The organism is Nonomuraea sp. bgisy101, from assembly GCF_057708945.1.
Genome location: NZ_JBYITD010000033.1, coordinates 106,942 through 123,818, shown reverse-complemented (window position 1 = coordinate 123,818; position 16,877 = coordinate 106,942). Strand labels below are relative to the sequence as shown.

13 protein-coding genes and 2 CRISPR repeat arrays are annotated in these 16,877 nt (G+C 66.7%); of the genes, 12 read left to right on the top strand and 1 reads right to left on the bottom strand.

The features are described from left to right. Positions 1-13 precede the first annotated feature (13 nt). Positions 14-1,973: direct repeats of the CRISPR family, unit length 29 nt; unit sequence GGGACCATCCCCGCGTGCGCGGGGAGCAC. 292 nt (positions 1,974-2,265) lie between these two features. The 10 genes from AC3EO4_RS43670 (at position 2,266) to cutA (ending at position 14,555) form a co-directional block, all read left to right on the top strand. Beyond that, positions 2,266-2,430, top strand: a complete 165-nt coding sequence (locus AC3EO4_RS43670; protein WP_431901610.1) for a hypothetical protein — start codon at positions 2,266-2,268, stop codon at positions 2,428-2,430. 276 nt (positions 2,431-2,706) lie between these two features. Continuing rightward, complete coding sequence (gene cas3, locus AC3EO4_RS43665) at positions 2,707-5,571, top strand: CRISPR-associated helicase Cas3' (RefSeq protein ID WP_431901609.1); 2,865 nt, start codon at positions 2,707-2,709, stop codon at positions 5,569-5,571. Further along, the gene (gene casA / locus AC3EO4_RS43660; protein ID WP_431901606.1) at positions 5,561-7,246 is read left to right on the top strand and encodes a type I-E CRISPR-associated protein Cse1/CasA; all 1,686 of its coding nucleotides are present in this window, start codon (positions 5,561-5,563) and stop codon (positions 7,244-7,246) included. Before cas3 ends, casA begins: the two co-directional genes overlap by 11 nt. Further along, on the top strand, positions 7,243-7,917 hold the full coding sequence (gene casB, locus AC3EO4_RS43655) for a type I-E CRISPR-associated protein Cse2/CasB (RefSeq protein WP_431901604.1): 675 nt from the start codon (positions 7,243-7,245) through the stop codon (positions 7,915-7,917). The genes casA and casB overlap by 4 nt, the downstream gene beginning before the upstream one ends. Continuing rightward, positions 7,914-9,101, top strand: coding sequence for a type I-E CRISPR-associated protein Cas7/Cse4/CasC (gene cas7e / locus AC3EO4_RS43650; protein WP_431901602.1), 1,188 nt, complete (start codon positions 7,914-7,916; stop codon positions 9,099-9,101). Before casB ends, cas7e begins: the two co-directional genes overlap by 4 nt. Next, a complete protein-coding gene (gene cas5e / locus AC3EO4_RS43645) occupies positions 9,098-9,814 on the top strand; it encodes a type I-E CRISPR-associated protein Cas5/CasD (RefSeq protein ID WP_431901599.1) in 717 nt (238 codons plus the stop codon). The genes cas7e and cas5e overlap by 4 nt, the downstream gene beginning before the upstream one ends. After that, entirely contained in the window at positions 9,814-10,503 is a 690-nt protein-coding gene (gene cas6e, locus AC3EO4_RS43640) for a type I-E CRISPR-associated protein Cas6/Cse3/CasE (protein ID WP_431901616.1), read from the top strand. Before cas5e ends, cas6e begins: the two co-directional genes overlap by 1 nt. A gap of 3 nt (positions 10,504-10,506) precedes the next feature. Further along, positions 10,507-11,466: a type I-E CRISPR-associated endonuclease Cas1e gene (cas1e, locus tag AC3EO4_RS43635; RefSeq protein WP_431901596.1), complete on the top strand. Its 960-nt coding sequence runs from the start codon at positions 10,507-10,509 to the stop codon at positions 11,464-11,466. Then, positions 11,463-11,813 carry a type I-E CRISPR-associated endoribonuclease Cas2e gene (gene cas2e, locus AC3EO4_RS43630; RefSeq protein ID WP_431901594.1) on the top strand — a complete coding sequence of 117 codons (351 nt, stop codon included), beginning with the start codon at positions 11,463-11,465 and terminating at the stop codon, positions 11,811-11,813. The genes cas1e and cas2e overlap by 4 nt, the downstream gene beginning before the upstream one ends. Positions 11,814-11,962: 149 nt before the next feature. Then, a CRISPR array of direct repeats spans positions 11,963-14,005; the repeat unit is 29 nt; unit sequence GTGCTCCCCGCGCACGCGGGGATGGTCCC. Positions 14,006-14,225: 220 nt separating this feature from the next. Beyond that, positions 14,226-14,555, top strand: coding sequence for a divalent-cation tolerance protein CutA (cutA, locus tag AC3EO4_RS43625; protein ID WP_431901591.1), 330 nt, complete (start codon positions 14,226-14,228; stop codon positions 14,553-14,555). Here the strand turns inward: cutA and AC3EO4_RS43620 are convergent. Then, positions 14,536-15,951: a helix-turn-helix domain-containing protein gene (locus AC3EO4_RS43620; RefSeq protein WP_431901588.1), complete on the bottom strand. Its 1,416-nt coding sequence runs from the start codon at positions 15,949-15,951 to the stop codon at positions 14,536-14,538. The two genes, cutA and AC3EO4_RS43620, sit on opposite strands and share 20 nt — an antisense overlap. Positions 15,952-16,159: 208 nt before the next feature. On the opposite strand from AC3EO4_RS43620, the gene AC3EO4_RS43615 reads away from it, so the two are divergent. Together AC3EO4_RS43615 and AC3EO4_RS43610 are read left to right on the top strand one after the other, a co-directional pair. Then, on the top strand, positions 16,160-16,582 hold the full coding sequence (locus tag AC3EO4_RS43615) for a hypothetical protein (protein WP_431901587.1): 423 nt from the start codon (positions 16,160-16,162) through the stop codon (positions 16,580-16,582). A 25-nt stretch (positions 16,583-16,607) separates the two neighbouring features. Continuing rightward, positions 16,608-16,793, top strand: coding sequence for a hypothetical protein (locus AC3EO4_RS43610; protein WP_431901585.1), 186 nt, complete (start codon positions 16,608-16,610; stop codon positions 16,791-16,793). The last annotated feature ends 84 nt before the right edge of the window (positions 16,794-16,877 follow it).

Sequence of the window (16,877 nt, the reverse complement as noted above, 5' to 3'; positions counted from 1 at the left end):
GGTCGCGTAGACGGGGGCCATCCCCGCGTGCGCGAGGAGCACGCGTGCTGGATGTGGAACCATGCCCAGTTCCTGGGACCATCCCCGCGTGCGCAGGGAGCACACACCCCTGGTTTGGAGGTAGATGCAGTTAGAGGGACCATCCCCGCGTGCGCGGGGAGCACAGGATCGGATCGGCCACAGTGCCCGACTGGTCGGGACCATCCCCGCGTGCGCGGGGAGCACGAGGCTGAGCCGTTCGTCGAGTCCTACCGGAAGGGACCATCTCCGCGTGCGCGGGGAGCACATCCTGAGCCCCACGCGCAGCACTGAGCAGGATGGACCATCCCCGCGTGCGCGGGGAGCACAGAGGCATTGAATCGTGAGAACGTACACGAACGGGACCATCCCCGCGTGCGCGGGGAGCGCAGGCCCAGTTTGGCGACGCCGTCCGCGTGGAAGGGACCATCCCCGCGTGCGCGGGGAGCACCAGCCCCTACGACTCCGGGCGTGGAGTCCACGGGGACCATCCCCGCGTGCGCGGGGAGCACGACGACCTCGACCAGGTCTGCGAGATCTACGTGGGACCATCCCCGCGTGCGCGGGGAGCACTCCTGCTTGTGCTTGCGGAGGGTGCCGTCCTTGGGACCATCCCCGCGTGCGCGGGGAGCACGGCGCCGTGGCGCGATCCCAGATGGTCACGTCGGGACCATCCCCGCGTGGGCGGGGAGCACGGCACGAAGATGACCAACGACCGTCCGGCCGTGGGACCATCCCCGCGTGCGCGGGGAGCACACTCGCTCTGGGTCGCTGGGTTTCTGCGTGGCGGGACCATCCCCGCGTGCGCGGGGAGCACTGAGTTGAGGGAGCGGAGGGCGGCGTGAGCCTGGGACCATCCCCGCGTGCGCGGGGAGCACGACGGCACCGAGGTGCTCGCCCCCTCGGTGACGGGACCATCCCCGCGTGCGCGGGGAGCACACCTTCAGCTCTACTTGCTTCAACTTCGCCTCGGGACCATCCCCGCGTGCGCGGGGAGCACGGCCTCAGGGTCGCGCTTGTGGAGTGGCACGTAGGACCATCCCCGCGTGCGCGGGGAGCACGTCGAGGACATGGACAGCGCGGTGGAGTGCCTGGGACCATCCCCGCGTGCGCGGGGAGCACCCATCGTTTACATGGGCGGGCGAAGGCACAGGGGGACCATCCCCGCGTGCGCGGGGAGCACATCGTTCCGCGCGTCATGGCCGCTCAGGGAGCGGGACCATCCCCGCGTGCGCGGGGAGCACACGCAACGACATCACCGTGACCCGTCGCGGCGGGGACCATCCCCGCGTGCGCGGGGAGCACACACGCAAACCGCCGGTGCTGCTGCGGTCAACGGGACCATCCCCGCGTGCGCGGGGAGCACAGGAAGGCTTCGGAGTAGTCGAGCCGTGCCGGGGGACCATCCCCGCGTGCGCGGGGAGCACGCCACCGGAACCGACCCGGTCACCACCACCTCGGGACCATCCCCGCGTGCGCGGGGAGCACGGGGATGTGGTGCGGCCTGCGTCGGCGAACGGGGGACCATCCCCGCGTGCGCGGGGAGCACTCACGAAAGTGGACAAGTCCAGGGCGTAAAACGGGACCATCCCCGCGTGCGCGGGGAGCACGTTCTCCGTTCCTGCGGTGATTACGTGGGGTAGGGACCATCCCCGCGTGCGCGGGGAGCACACCGCGGCGCGGAACATGGCGAAAGTGGCCACGGGACCATCCCCGCGTGCGCGGGGAGCACCCTTTTGCCGTAGTTTCCAGGCGACGGCGAAGGGGACCATCCCCGCGTGCGCGGGGAGCACCCCAGGTTGGTCGGGTCGTATTGGCGCTCGAGGGGACCATCCCCGCGTGCGCGGGGAGCACTCTGCCTCACCTGCACGAATGGTAGGCGGAGAGGCGAGTTTCGAGCACTTCTAGAGACTCGGTGTCGTCGCTGGGACCATCCCCGCGTGCGCGGAGATCACGGACTCGCAATGGTGGCATCGAGCACAGCTCCGAGCGCCGTATCGGGGATTGCCTGTTCCCACAGTGGCGGCCAGCCGTTCCGCTGCGTCTGATTCCAGTCCTCCGAGTGTAGGAGCGCTCCATCTTCGGCTGTTGGCACCGACCGTGACAGCGCCGGCATCAAAGGGGTCATCTTCACTTCTGTCGCGATCTCGCTCACGTTCTCGGAGCGGCTCTGCTACGGTCGCTGCAACAACAAGCGAACGGAGAAGCTCAACCATGAAGGATGATTCACCTCGGTTAGATCTGACCATGTTCGTACTGCTGCTCTTCGCGAGCATCGTCGGGGGAACCGCCGCAACTCTGACCTACCTCTCTACCTCGCAGCTCCCGCAGGCGCTGTTGGCGGGAGGTGCGGCACTGGGAGCCGCGTTTCTCTGGGGACGCGCGGTCATCAAGCCGCCCAAGACGAGATGACGGTCAAGCCGGGTCCGAGTCCGAGGCTTCTACCCGCCCGGTCCCACTGGTCGGTATCGTCATCGGCGGGCTGGGGTCCATCTCATGCTCCCCGCACGGCGGGGTTGTACCTGGAGAAGCCCAACCATGAAAGTGCTCCCCGCGTACGCGGGGATATGGACCTCACGACGTCGCGGGAGTGTATTTCTCACCCCACGGGTACTTTTCTGCTCCTTCGGCGTACTTCTTTGTACATTCTTCACAGCATAAGCAACGGCGTGCCTTTTAATGATCAGCATGCTCGCTGAGGAGCAATTTCTCCAGCGCCTGGGTGACGGGTTATCGGTGGCAGCTCGTACGGTCTGGGCCAAGCATGACCGGGCCAGTGACGGCTGGTTGCCGGTATGGCGCCACATGGCCGACAGCGGCTCGGTGGCCGCCTTGCTGTGGGACCGGTGGCTTCCAAATCAGGTGCGCCGGATCATCGCTGAGAATCTTCCGGGCGGCCTTGTAGAGGCACGCCGGTTGGCCATCTGGCTGGCGACAGTGCATGACATCGGCAAGGCGACGCCGGCGTTCGCCTGCCAGGTGGACGGACTGGCAGAGAGGATGCGGGCGGCAGGGCTGGACATGCCGGATGTGAAGCGGCTCTCTGATCGCAAACTCGCGCCGCACGGGCTCGCAGGTCAGGTGCTGCTGCAGGAGTGGTTGGCAGAGCGGTACGGCTGGGCTCGTTCGGCGACCATCCAGGTGGCGATCATCGCAGGTGGTCACCACGGGGTGCCGCCCACGTTCGACGACATCCGGAACCTGAATGTGCGGCCCCAACTGCTGCGCACACCGGATTGCGCGCAGGTGTGGAAGGCCGTGCAGTACGAGTTGCTGGACCGCTGCGCCGAGGCGTGCGGGATGCCGGACCTGCTGTCGGGTTGGCAGAAGGTCAAGCTCACACAACCGGCGCAGGTGCTGTTGACAGGGCTGGTCATCGTGGCGGACTGGATCGCCAGCAACGCCGATCTGTTCCCGTACTTTCCCCAGGCCGAGCGGCAGAGCGGGTCGGAGCGGGTGGCGGCGGCTTGGCGTGGCCTGGATCTGCCCGAGCCGTGGCGTCCACATGAGCCGGTGGAGGAGCCGGACGCGTTGTTCGCCTCTCGTTTCGATCTGCCGGTAGGGGCGCATGCGCGCCCGGTGCAGGTGCGGGCAGTGGAGTTGGCACGCTCCATGGCGTTCCCCGGACTGATGATCATTGAGGCGCCGATGGGTGAGGGCAAGACCGAGGCGGCGCTGGCGGTGGCGGAGATCTTTGCGGCGAGGTCGGGGGCGGGCGGCTGCTTCGTCGCACTGCCCACCATGGCGACGGGCAATGCGATGTTTCCTCGCATGGTGGCCTGGCTGCGGCGGGTGACGGTCGGTGAGGGCCGACGTTCGGTGCTCCTGGCGCATTCCAAGGCGGCCTTGAACGAGGAGTTCGCCGAGCTGGTGCGTGCTGGACGGCGTGCCGTACATGAGGTGGATGTGGACGGTGGCGGCGACGAGTGGAGCCGTCGTGGGGATCGCATGGTGTCCTCGGCGGAGCTGATCGCGCATCAGTGGCTCCGAGGGCGGAAGAAGGGCATGCTGTCCTCCTTCGTGGTCGGCACGGTGGATCAGCTGTTGTTCATGGGGCTCAAAAGTCGGCATCTGGCTCTGCGGCACCTGGCTCTGGCCGGGAAAGTGGTCGTCATCGATGAGGCGCACGCCTATGACAGCTACATGAATTCCTACCTGGACCGGGTGCTTTCCTGGTTGGGTGCCTACAGCGTGCCGGTGGTGGTGTTGTCGGCAACGCTTCCGGCGGACCGTCGCCGTGCGCTGACCGCCGCCTACGCCGGTCCTACGAGTGGCTCGGAAACTGAGCCGGCTCAGGCCTATCCCGTAGTGACGACCGTAGAGCCGGGTGGGTCGGCTCGGAGCGTGCAGGTCTCCGGATCTGCACGCACGTCGGAGGTACGGCTGGAGCGGCTGGAAGACGACCTGAGTCAGTTGCGTGATCGACTGGCCGCAGAGTTGGCCGAGGGCGGCTGCGCTCTGGTGGTGCGCAATACGGTGGACCGGGTGCTGGAGGCGGCCGCGGCGTTGCGCGAGCTGTTCGGCGCGGACGGTGTGACGGTGGCGCACGCTCGCTTCGTGGACGCGGACCGCGCAGAGAAGGACGCCGAACTGCTGGCGCGCTTTGGGCCTCCGGACAAGAGCGCGGGTCGTCCGACAAGGCCGCATGTGGTCGTGGCCAGCCAAGTCGCGGAGCAGTCGCTGGACATCGACTTCGATCTCTTGGTAACCGACTTGTGCCCAGTTGACCTGTTGCTGCAGCGGTTGGGACGGCTGCACCGCCACGTGCGTGAGCGGCCGCCGCGGCTGCGAACGCCGCGGTGCCTGGTGACGGGTGCGGACTGGCAAACAGTTCCAGTACGGCCGGCGTCAGGTTCGCGCCGTGTCTACCGGCTGCACGCGCTGCTGAGGTCGGCTGCCGTGCTGGAGCCGCACCTGTCTGGACGGGTCTTGAGGTTGCCCGAGGACATCAGCCCGCTGATCCAAGGCGCCTACGGACCCCAGACTGTTGGACCGAAGGCTTGGCAGGAGGCCATGGCGAAGGCACAGGCGGACGAGGAACTCCACCAGGCAGAGCAGCGTGACAAGGCCGGGGCATTCCAGCTCGCGAACGTGGGGCGGGAGGGTCGTGCGCTGGTGGGCTGGTTGGAGGCCGGCGTCGGGGATGCCGAAGACACCCGCCGCGGGCGCGCACAGGTGCGCGACGGGGCGGAAGCGTTGGAGGTATTGGTCGTACAGCGCCAGCCGGATGGCACACTGGCCACGCTGTCAGGCCTCAGTAAGGGCCGGGGCGGGCGAGTACTGCCCACCGACTCGCCGCCCGCGCCGAGACTGGCCCGCATAGTCGCCTCATGTGGCCTTCGGCTGCCCTTCCAGTTCTCCGTTCCCCCGACGATCGACCGGGCCATCCAGGAGCTCGAGACCGCTTGCATCCCGGCCTGGCAGACGCTCGACAGCCCTTGGCTGGCCGGAGAGCTGATCCTGATGCTCGACGAGAACTGTCGGACCCGCCTGGCAGGCTACGACCTGCATTACACCCCTGCCCGTGGACTGGAGGTGGCTCGTGCCGAGTGACTCGCCGTCCTTTGACCTGACCAGCAGCCCTTGGCTGCCGGTGCAGTGCCATGACGGCCGCGCCGACCTGCTGTCACTGCGGGAGGTTTTCGCGCAGGCGCATGAGCTGCGCCGGCTGGTGGGAGATGTGCCCACACAGGAGTTCGCGCTGCTGCGCCTCCTGCTGGCGATCCTGCACGACGCCATCGACGGGCCACAAGACCTGCAGGACTGGCACCTGCTGTGGAACGACGGCCTTCCCACTGCCCGTATCGAAAGCTACCTGGATACCTGTCGCAGCCGCTTCGACCTGCTCCACCCGGACACGCCGTTCTTCCAGACAGCTGGACTGCGCAACGCCACCGATGAGATCAGCTCACTGGACCGCCTGGTCGCCGATGTCCCCAACGGCGCGCCGTTCTTCACCATGAGGGCAAACGGAGCCGAGCGGCTCGACTTCGCCGAGGCAGCCCGCTGGTTGGTGCACGCGCACGCCTTCGACACCTCCGGCATCAAGACCGGTGCGGTGGGTGATCCGCGCGTCAAGAACGGCAAGGTCTACCCACAAGGTGTCGCCTGGAGCGGCAACCTCGGAGGGGTACTGGCAGAGGGTGACAACCTCCGGGAGACGCTGCTCCTCAACCTGATCGCCTTCGACACCCTCAATCTGCACATCGATCCTTATCGCGACCTGCCCGCCTGGCGGCGAACACCGACGGGCCCGCGGGCGGCGGAGCCGGCAAAGCTGAAAACGCGGCCGGCGGGGTTGCGCGATCTGTATACCTGGCAATCCCGCCGGGTACGGCTGGCGTTCGACACGGAAGCGGTGCGCGGGGTGGTGCTGGCCTACGGCGACCCCCTCACACCGCACAACCGGCACCTGAAGGAGCCGATGACCGGCTGGCGGCGCAGCCCCGCCCAGGAGAAGAAGCTCGGCGAACCTCAGGTGTACCTGCCGCGCGAGCACGACCCCGACCGGACCGCTTGGCGCGGGCTGGGTGCCCTTGTCGCCGGTCGGGCGGAGGGGGCCGAGCAGCGCAGGGAGGCCGCCGAGCTGGTCCGCCCGCGGATCCTGGACTGGGTCGCCCGGCTGACCGTGGAGGGCGATCTGCCGCCCGACTTCCTCATCCGAGCCAGGCTGTTCGGCGTCGTGTACGGCACGCAGCAATCGGTCATCGACGAGATCATCGACGACGCGGTGGCTTTGCCCGTGGTGCTGCTCCACCGCAACGATACGGGCCTGGCGCAGGCGGCGATCGACGCGGTCGCTGATGCCGACAAGGCGGTCGCCATCCTGGGCGATCTGGCTGCCGACCTGGCGCGGGCCACGGGGACAGATCTCGAAGCCCACCGCAGCACCGCCAAGACGGCAGGCTTCGCTGCGTTGGATGGAGCGTTCCGCACCTGGCTCGCGCAGCTCAACCTCCGCGACCCTGCGCAGCAGCAGCGCGAAGCCTGGCAGCGCCAAGCGCACCGCATCATCCTCCGATCCGGCGAACAGGTGCTGGGCACCGCCCCGGACTCCGCCTGGGTAGGACGCGTCATCGCAACCAGACAGGGCCGGGATCTCTGGCTGACAGCAGGACATGCCGACCTGAGCTTTCGTGCCAGGCTCCGCGCCGCTCTACCCGGGGCCCAAACCGACCCCTCAACCGCTGGCGACTTCCTACGCAGCAGTGCGGAGGCACCTTCATGACCACAGTCGCGCCTTCCACCCGGCCTTCGGCGGCGCAAGTCGTCCAGACCGTCGCCGGCGACTTCATCATCGATCTCCAGAAGGGCTACCTCGCCGATCAAAGCTGGGCCGTCGCCTTGCTGGCTCGGCTGCGGCGAGGTGCGGGCAAGCTGCCCCAGGACGTGCCCGATCTGTGGGGCATGACCGGAACCGACCGGCTCTACGAGCACGATCTCTCCGAAGCCGACATGGTTCGGGCCGAGACCGCGTTGTTCGTCACCGTCACCCTGTATGCACTGCACCAGCAGTCGCGCACCGACAAGGGCATGCACCGCCGAAACATTGAGCTTGGGGAGGCGGTGCGCCGCCTGATGCCCAGGGGAGAGATCGACGAGCCGATCCGCCGTCGCTTCGTCCGTGTGGGCACTGCGGGCACCCGCCAGACGCTGGCTCACCGCCTGCGCGAGATCGTCTCCCTGCTCCGCGGAGAGTCGATCTCGCTGGATTACGCCCGGCTGGCCGGCCAGCTCTACCAGGCGCAGCACCCCGACGGCATGCGCCAGGTGCGGCAGAGCTGGGGCCGCAGTTTCCACGCCTACCGACCTCCTGCCTCCTCCTCAACCGGCGACACCACGCCCGGAGACACCACCATCCAGCCCACGGTTATTCCCACCGAGAAGGACAGCCGATGACGCGCACGATCCTGGAGCTCCACGCGCTGCAGACCGTCCCCCCGAGCTGCCTCAACCGGGACGACACCGGCACCCCGAAAACCGCTATGTACGGCGGAGTGCTACGTGCCCGCGTCTCCAGCCAGGCGTGGAAACGAGCCACCCGGCGGGCCTTCCACGATCTGCTGGATCCCACGGAGCTGGGTGTGCGCACCCGCAAAGTGGCCGAACTGCTCGCCGACCGCATCCGCCGCCTGGACGACACCATCGAGCAGACCGAAGCCTGGTCTCTGGCCGCTGAGACCGTTCAAGTCGCTACTGGATCCAAGATCGATACTCCCAAGCGCAACGCCGGCAAGGAGGGTCCCGAGCCGGCGCCCGAATCCAAGTATCTGCTGTTCCTCAGCGCTCACCAGCTGGACGGCCTGGCCGAGCTGGCCGTCAAGGGACGCGACGACATCAAGGCCTTTTTCAAGGACAAGGCCGCCAAAGATCAGGCCAAGCAGATCGCCAACACGCGCCACTCGGTCGACATCGCGCTGTTTGGCCGCATGGTGGCCGACGGTGCCGAGATCAACGTGGACGCCGCCGCGCAGGTCGCTCACGCCATCAGCGTCCACCGGGTAGAGAACGAGTCCGACTACTACACCGCAGTCGACGACTACAAAACCCGGGAGACCGACGACCTGGGTGCCGGCATGATCGGCACAGTTGAGTTCAACTCCGCCACCCTCTATCGATACGCCGCCGTCGACGTCGACCTGCTACGCCGCAACCTCGGCGCTGGCCTACGGGAAGACCAGCCGATCACCGAGCCGGTCCGCCGGGCCGTGGAGGCATTCCTACGCGGCTTCATCACCTCGCTGCCTACCGGCAAGATCAACACCTTCGGCAATCACACACTGCCGGACGCGGTCCTGGTCAAGCTGCGCACCTCCCGGCCTATCAACTTCGTTGCCACTTTCGAAGAACCGTGCCGGGCCGAGCCGGAAACCGGCGGTCACCTCCGGCAGGCGTGCGAGCGACTGGCCTCGTACATACCGGAGCTGGAAGGCGCATATGGGCTCGTCGACGACGGCCCGAGCTGGCTGCTGCGGGTTGGCTCCAACACCCAGGCGTTGTCCGGGCTAGGCGCCGAAGTGTCATTGGCCGAACTGGTCAACGCAGTGGGCGGGGAGATCGCCCGACGGCAGGGCGGGGCATGAGCGTCCTGCTGCTGCAACTCGCCGGCCCCCTGCAGTCCTGGGGGGCCGCTTCGCGCTTCGCACGCCGCTCCACCGAGGCCGCCCCCACCAAAAGCGGCGTGGTCGGCCTGCTGGCCGCCGCCTTGGGGCGGCGACGCTGCGACGACGTGTCGGATCTGGCCGCGCTGCGTTTCGGCGTCCGCCTCGACCAGCCGGGCACGCTGTTGCGTGACTACCACACCGCCCAACGCTTCACCGGGGAGTCGCTGCCTGTCTCCGAGCGCTACTACCTAGCCGACGCCGTTTTCGTGGCAGCCGTCGAAGGCGACTCCCAGCTGATCGAGCAGTTGCACCAAGCTGTGCGTGCCCCGGTCTTCCTCCCTTACCTCGGCCGCCGCTCCTGTCCGCCCGCCAGGCGACTGGAACTGGGTGTCGAACGCGACAGGCCTTTGGAGGAGGCGCTGAAAGCGCAGAAATGGCACGCGGCTCGCTGGTACCAACGCCGCCACCGCCGCCAGCCCACCATCAGACTGGACATCCTGGTGGAGGCCATCGCCGAGGACGGGCCTACCGACACCCTGCGCGACCAGCCGATCAGCTTCAACCCTCAGCACCGACAGTACGCACTGCGCGGTATCCGGCAGACCTGGGCCGAGGTGCCCAACCTGGCCGCCGACGGATTTGCCTTGACGCGTTCTCAGCACGACCCCACCGCGCTCCTAGGAGGCGCGTGATGCAACTGACTCGCTTTCGCTTCAACGTCGCCCGCATCGGCGCCCGACGGCTGCTGTCCTCCCCGCAGATCCTGCACGCCGCGGTGATGTCCTCCTTCGCCGACATCCCGCCTGCAGCAGGAGACGGCCCCAGGGTGCTGTGGCGCATCGACGCCAACAGCCGGGCCGAGACCTACCTCTACATCGTCAGCCCGGACAAACCTGACCTGACTCACCTGGTCGAGCAGGCAGGCTGGCCCCAGACGGGCAGCTGGGATACCTACGACTACACGCCGCTATTGGCTAGGCTCGCCGCGGGAGACAGGTGGTCTTTCCGCCTCACCGCCAACCCCGTCCATACCGCACGCCGTACCGACGATGAACCCACCAAGATCACCGCACACGTCGGCATCCGGCACCAGACCGACTGGCTGCTACAACGCCAGGAGCGCGCCGGCTTCGCAGTCCAAAGCAAGCCGCCCCACCGGCGACATCTCCCCGAGGGAGATGAGCACGAACTCGTCATCCACAACCGCCGCCAGCTCGCATTCGGCAAGACCGGCCAGCGCCACCGTGTCACCCTGATGACCGTCACCTACGACGGGCTGCTGGAGATCACCGATCCCGACGCCTTCCGGCGGACCCTTACCCACGGGCTCGGCAGGGCCAAGGCGTACGGCTGCGGCCTCATGACGCTCGCGGCGGTGTGAAAGGTGGCCATCGTCGGGAGGCGCGGCGCCTCATCGCCGCGTGACCTCACCCGAATGGCGGACCGGCTCTCCTTCGTCTACCTTGAGCGCTGCACCGTCCACCGTGAAGACAACGCCTTAACCGCCGAGGACGCCGACGGCGTGATCCACATCCCCTCCGCCACCATCGGCACCCTACTTCTGGGCCCTGGGACGCGAGTGACCCACCAGGCGATGAGCGTGCTGGGCGACAGTGGCGCGGGGGTTGTATGGGTCGGTGAGCGTGGAGTCCGCTTCTACTCTGGCGGACGATCGCTCAGCCGCTCCTCTGCCCTCGTCGAAGCGCAAGCCACCAAGTGGGCCAACCAGCGCACCCGCCTGGAGGTCGCCCGCCAGATGTATCGGATGCGCTTTCCTGATGAAGATCCTGCTGGCCTGACCCGACATGAACTCCTCGGCCGGGAGGGACGCCGCGTCAAGGCGTGTTACCGCCACCACGCCGTCAGGACCGGCATCGTGTGGAACGGCCGCCAGTACCTGCCAGGCGACTTCACTTCCGGTGATCCAGCCAACCAGGCGGTGACGGCCGCGGCCCAATGCATGTACGGCATCGCCCAAACGGCCGTCGCGGCCCTCGGCTGTGCCCCTGGCCTCGGCTTCATCCACTCCGGGCATGAGCTGGCCTTCGTCCTGGACATCGCCGACTTGTACAAAACCGAGATAGCCATCCCAGTCGCCTTCGATGTGGCTGCCAAAAGCCCTGATGACATCGGCTCCCGCACCCGTCGCGCCCTCCGCGACCAGATCAACAAGATGGGTCTGCTCAAGCGGTGTGTGGAGGACATCAAGCAACTACTGCTACCTGGTAGCGCCATCGATGCAGACATCGACCGCGTCACCGTACAAAGCGATCGCGGAATGGAACTGACCGCGGGTCGCAACTACGCCGCTGACTCTTCTGACAGCGATGAGGTGCCCTGGTGACCGTCATCGTGCTCACCCGCTGCCCCGTCGGTCTGCGTGGGTTCCTCACCCGCTGGCTGATGGAGATCTCGCCCGGCGTCTTCATCGGCGGCCCCTCCGCGCGCATCCGCCAGGCTCTATGGGCAGAAGTGCGGCAGTATGCCGACACTGGCCGAGCGCTGTTGGTGTACTCCACCAACAATGAACAAGGGTTCGCGTTCGAAACTCATGACCACAAATGGCATCCGATTGACCATGACGGCCTGGTGTTGATCCGTCGGCCCAAAGACAGACCTGCAGTCGCCTCAGCCTCTCCGCCCAGCGGGTGGAGCAAAGCGGCTAAACGTCGCAGATACCGTCAAAGCTGATGTCGCGCTTGCGCGCAGCCCAGTTCCCTGAAGTCGGGCCAGGAGTCCCGCCGACCGACCGTGTCGCCACCCTTGTGTCCGAATTGTGCGATTCACTGAAAGTGCTCCAAGCCGGCCTATCGGCCGCCTAAACGTGCAGGTCAGTGAGTGTGCTCCCCGCGCACGCGGGGATGGTCCCCTCTCCTACTCGGCCGGCCACACTGTTGCTGTGTGCTCCCCGCGCACGCGGGGATGGTCCCGGCTGCTGTGGTCTCCGGCAAGGCGCCGACGAGTGCTCCCCGCGCACGCGGGGATGGTCCCGAGCTGAAGTTCAAGCTCAACCTCGTGCTGAAGTGCTCCCCGCGCACGCGGGGATGGTCCCGCTGACCAGTCCGAGCCGCGCCAGCGGTGAGTGTGCTCCCCGCGCACGCGGGGATGGTCCCGTCCCAAAGATCACCGCGAGTACCAGCCAGGAGTGCTCCCCGCGCACGCGGGGATGGTCCCTGCGCGGCAAGGACCTTGCCTGCTATTGCCCGGTGCTCCCCGCGCACGCGGGGATGGTCCCCAGCGCCGCAGCCCCTTCGGCTTCGCGCCGTGGTGCTCCCCGCGCACGCGGGGATGGTCCCCCAACTACTGCGGCGACGCGTTCCACCAGGGCGTGCTCCCCGCGCACGCGGGGATGGTCCCTGTACGGCGGTGTGCGATGAGCCTGCCCACCTGTGCTCCCCGCGCACGCGGGGATGGTCCCAACCAGGGCGCCTGGTCAGCGGTGGAGACGGCGTGCTCCCCGCGCACGCGGGGATGGTCCCAATGGCGTGTTCTTCCTGCGTAGCGCTACGTCGTGCTCCCCGCGCACGCGGGGATGGTCCCGCCAACTCGATGCTGTACGGCGCTGCCTGGCGGTGCTCCCCGCGCACGCGGGGATGGTCCCTCACGCAGGCCGCCGAGCGGCTGGAGGAATTCGTGCTCCCCGCGCACGCGGGGATGGTCCCTTTCACGTCAGCTTCCCCGAACTGGGAGAGGCGTGCTCCCCGCGCACGCGGGGATGGTCCCGTCACCGTCCACTACGACGAAGTCCGCAAGGAGTGCTCCCCGCGCACGCGGGGATGGTCCCACCCAGCGCGCGGTCGAAGACCTGAAGTCGGCGTGCTCCCCGCGCACGCGGGGATGGTCCCTATCCAAATGGTACAGAAATGACCGATTATCCGTGCTCCCCGCGCACGCGGGGATGGTCCCTGATGTCTGTTTCGACCGCCCGTTGGGCGTTCGTGCTCCCCGCGCACGCGGGGATGGTCCCATGTCTCGGTTCTCAGTGCTTACGGCGATGTTGTGCTCCCCGCGCACGCGGGGATGGTCCCTGGCCTTCCACGACCCAGCGACAGGCGAATGCGTGCTCCCCGCGCACGCGGGGATGGTCCCCTCAGCTACTCGGCCGGCCACACTGTCGCTGTGTGCTCCCCGCGCACGCGGGGATGGTCCCGCGGCGGGCAGGTCGCCTTGGGCGGCGAGTCCGTGCTCCCCGCGCACGCGGGGATGGTCCCTCCTCGCGCGCTTCAGCGCGGCGGGCGGCCTTGTGCTCCCCGCGCACGCGGGGATGGTCCCTGGATCCTCTACGTCTCCCGTGACCCCGAGGTGTGCTCCCCGCGCACGCGGGGATGGTCCCTGCAGGACGACGACACGCCGCTCCTGCTCGACGTGCTCCCCGCGCACGCGGGGATGGTCCCAGGCCGGCCTTGATGTCCTTGAGTCCGGCCTTGTGCTCCCCGCGCACGCGGGGATGGTCCCCGTGAGCGTTCCCGGAACGGCCCCCACCCTGTGTGCTCCCCGCGCACGCGGGGATGGTCCCTCCGCAGCCTGGCGACCAGAGCCAGGCAGATTGTGCTCCCCGCGCACGCGGGGATGGTCCCGTCAATCCGTGTCAGCACCAGGGGGAAACCGTGCGCTCCCCGCACTCGCGGGGATGGCCCCGATCCGCGCAAGGGCGACATCACGGTGGCCGAGTGCTCCCCGCGCACGCGGGGATGGTCCCTCCATAGAAACCACGAAGGCCCCCGCGCCATTGTGCTCCCCGCGCACGCGGGGATGGCTCCAGGTCAGAGAAGCGCACCTTTTCGCCGCTTGAGTGCTCCCCGCGCACGCGGGGATGGCTCACGCCGACTCAATTGCCGTCGGGATGGTCTCCGTGTACTCGCCACGCAAGCGGAGATGGTCCCGAGGGTCTGAGAAGCGCTCGAACGGGCTGCCGTGGCACCGATCCCCCTTGCCAAGCGTGCTTCCGGATTACGTGTAACGTGCGTGTATGGCAGCCGGCATGGAGCAAGAGGCATGAACTGATGACTTCGGCAACACTCAACGGCTGCGTAATGGGACGGCACTTCATATGGTGGGGATGCAAGATTTGAAGCCTGCAGCTTGCTCAAGGGTGAGGTTAATATGACTGACTACTTGCAGGTCGTTTCCACCGCGAGCAGTCAGGAAGAGGCCGTACGGCTTGCTTGGGGCGCAACGGAAGCTCGACTTGCTGCCGGTGTGCAGATCATGGGCCCTATTCGATCAATATATTGGTGGGGCGGGAAGATTCAAGACGCAGAGGAGTGGCGACTTGTAATAAAGACCACCTCTGATGCCCTACCTGCACTTGAATCATATATAAAGGCGAACCACGGCTATGAGGTGCCCGAGATCGTTGCAACCCCCATCGTAGCTGGCAGTGTCGAGTACTTGTCATGGGTGAGAGCTGTAACTACCCAAGACCGCTCTTAGCTTTAGCTAGGTCTTCGAGGAACACTCGGACTGCTTGTTGGTGCTGCCAGCGACGTAGTCCCTGCGCCAGCACATCAAAGCGTGGCAACCAGATGGCCGACTCGATGTCGCGTGATGCGGCCAATCCTTCTCTTGCCAGTCTTGCCGCTTCGGTCACTGAGCCGCGTGCGAGATGTGCGGACGCCAGATCTCCGAGGATGATGGCCGTTCGCTTCTTGTCCAGTTCCGGAAGTCGAGCGATCATCAGCCGTGCCGCCTCTTCGGCCTCCTCCAATTTGCCAATTTTGGAGTACGTCGAGATGCGGAAGGAGTCCAGGCGATTTTCGTCGAGGAAGCGCGTCCAGACGCGATCGTCTGCGGGATCGGCAATGTGGAACGCGTCTTCGGCTTGGTGCCATGATCGGAGAGCTGTGGCTTTGTCTCCGAGTGCGCCGCTCTCCTCAGCGTGCCGTGCGGCCAGCCACGCCACGGTGGCGGGTGAGACGGAGTCTGACACCAACTCTAACGCGTTGCCCAGCAGCGCACGGGCGCGCCCATGGTTGCCCTTCCCGCTAGGGATGTAGCTGCGGTACCCGTACGCACAGGCCACGATCGCCGGGTCCCCAGCCTCCTTCGCGGCGCGTTCGGCGGTGTCGTAGAAGTTCCGGGCCGTGGCGGTGCTGCCCATGTCGCTGGCGATCCAGCCCGCCAGCACGCAGCTTTCTCCGGCCGTGGTTATGAGCCGGTTGCGCAATCCTTTCTTGGAGTGATCGGCTGTGCCGCGTAGGTGTGTGCTCACATCTTTGATGTGAACGGAAAGACCTCTGAAGATGACGTTGCCGGGAAGCATCTCCTCCAAGCGATGGAATCCCGCAGTGCGCGCTTCCATCTCTCGCACGGTGGCCTCACTAAGAACCGTTGAGTCACCGAGAGCATAGTCCAGCTGCTCCCATACTTCGCTTTGTGCGGATACCGCTGTTGCGCTGACCTTCGCGGCCATGCTGAGCATTTCACGGCGTTTCACGTCGTCACCCCTCCTCCCAATTGCTTCGGCAAGCAATTGCAGGTCGAACGTGTCTGTCGGCAGGTGAAGGCCGTTGCTGGTCGCGTGATTGGCCGTGCCTTGCATGCCGCCTGGTGCGGTTAACCCCATGGCCTGGCGCAACCGGGCAGGCATGGACAGACCCTCAGCAACCTTCTCAAAGGTAGCCAAATCCTCTGCCTGCCGCTTGCCGCGCTTGTACTCGCTCAGCCGGCCCTGCGCGATCCCCGTGAGTCCTGCGATCTGGCCCTGGGTGATGCCGTACTTGCTCAGAATGCGAACCATCATCCCGACATCACGCCGCTGACATGCCTCATACATGTCCTGACGTGCGAAGACACCCTCTAGGGTCTCGCGAAGATCACGCTGGTCCAAGGCCATTGTGCGTGTTTTCCGTTTCGTCTAGCCCGCCCGGAGGGGGAATGCCGGCGTGCCTGTCAATCTCATCGTGATATATCACGGCCACATTCTCCAAGGGTTCTGTCAGCTGGATTGTTGACCATGTCACCGTGATGCAGTCACGGGCGGGGCTAGGGGAACGGCACCGCGCGGCTCTTCATTTCGTATTGACGGAACTGGAGGCATGCGCATGCTGATCACTCCGAACCGCAAGCCCAGCACTCCCGCCGATGCTGCTGAGCGGCTGCGCCGCGAGCTAGAAGACTTTGATGTCGAGGCTGACATAAATGCCGACAGCAAGATCGCATTAGTGTCCATCTGGATAGATCTAGTCGTCTGGTGCGATACCACCTCCTATCGCTGGTGGTCAGGTCGAACATCGCCACGAGGTCGCGTCATGGCGTTCTGCCCAGCCGACGATCCGACCACTGCCGCACGCCGCATCGCCCGGCGATTCGAAGAACTCCAAAGCCGTCCGCCGATGTCCAGCGCCGTCATGCCAAAGGGAACCCACGATGGGGATTGCCACCTACCGCGGCAGGTATCACAGCATCCACCTGCCTCCACCACAGCGCAGCGGTGCGCCGTCCAAGATCGCATGGAATGATCCACAGCACGCTGATCGTGTCCGAGTGCGGGCATGGACATGCGACTGCCGCGCCGTCTTCTACGAGCTGTGTCACGCCTACGGCCAAGGCTTCATCCGCAGGACCGTGCAAGGCGAACACGGCCCGAGCGAGGTGTCCGAGAGCGACCGAGTATGCGTCAAGGACGCCCAAGCGCTCTGGGAGGCGCTGATCTCCGGTCACGCTCGCTAGAGCCGACGCGGCCGCACGTGGTGCATCTCCGGAAATAGCCTGGGGCTCTGCCATCCTCATCCCGCTGCCGTCGCGTCTTCAACA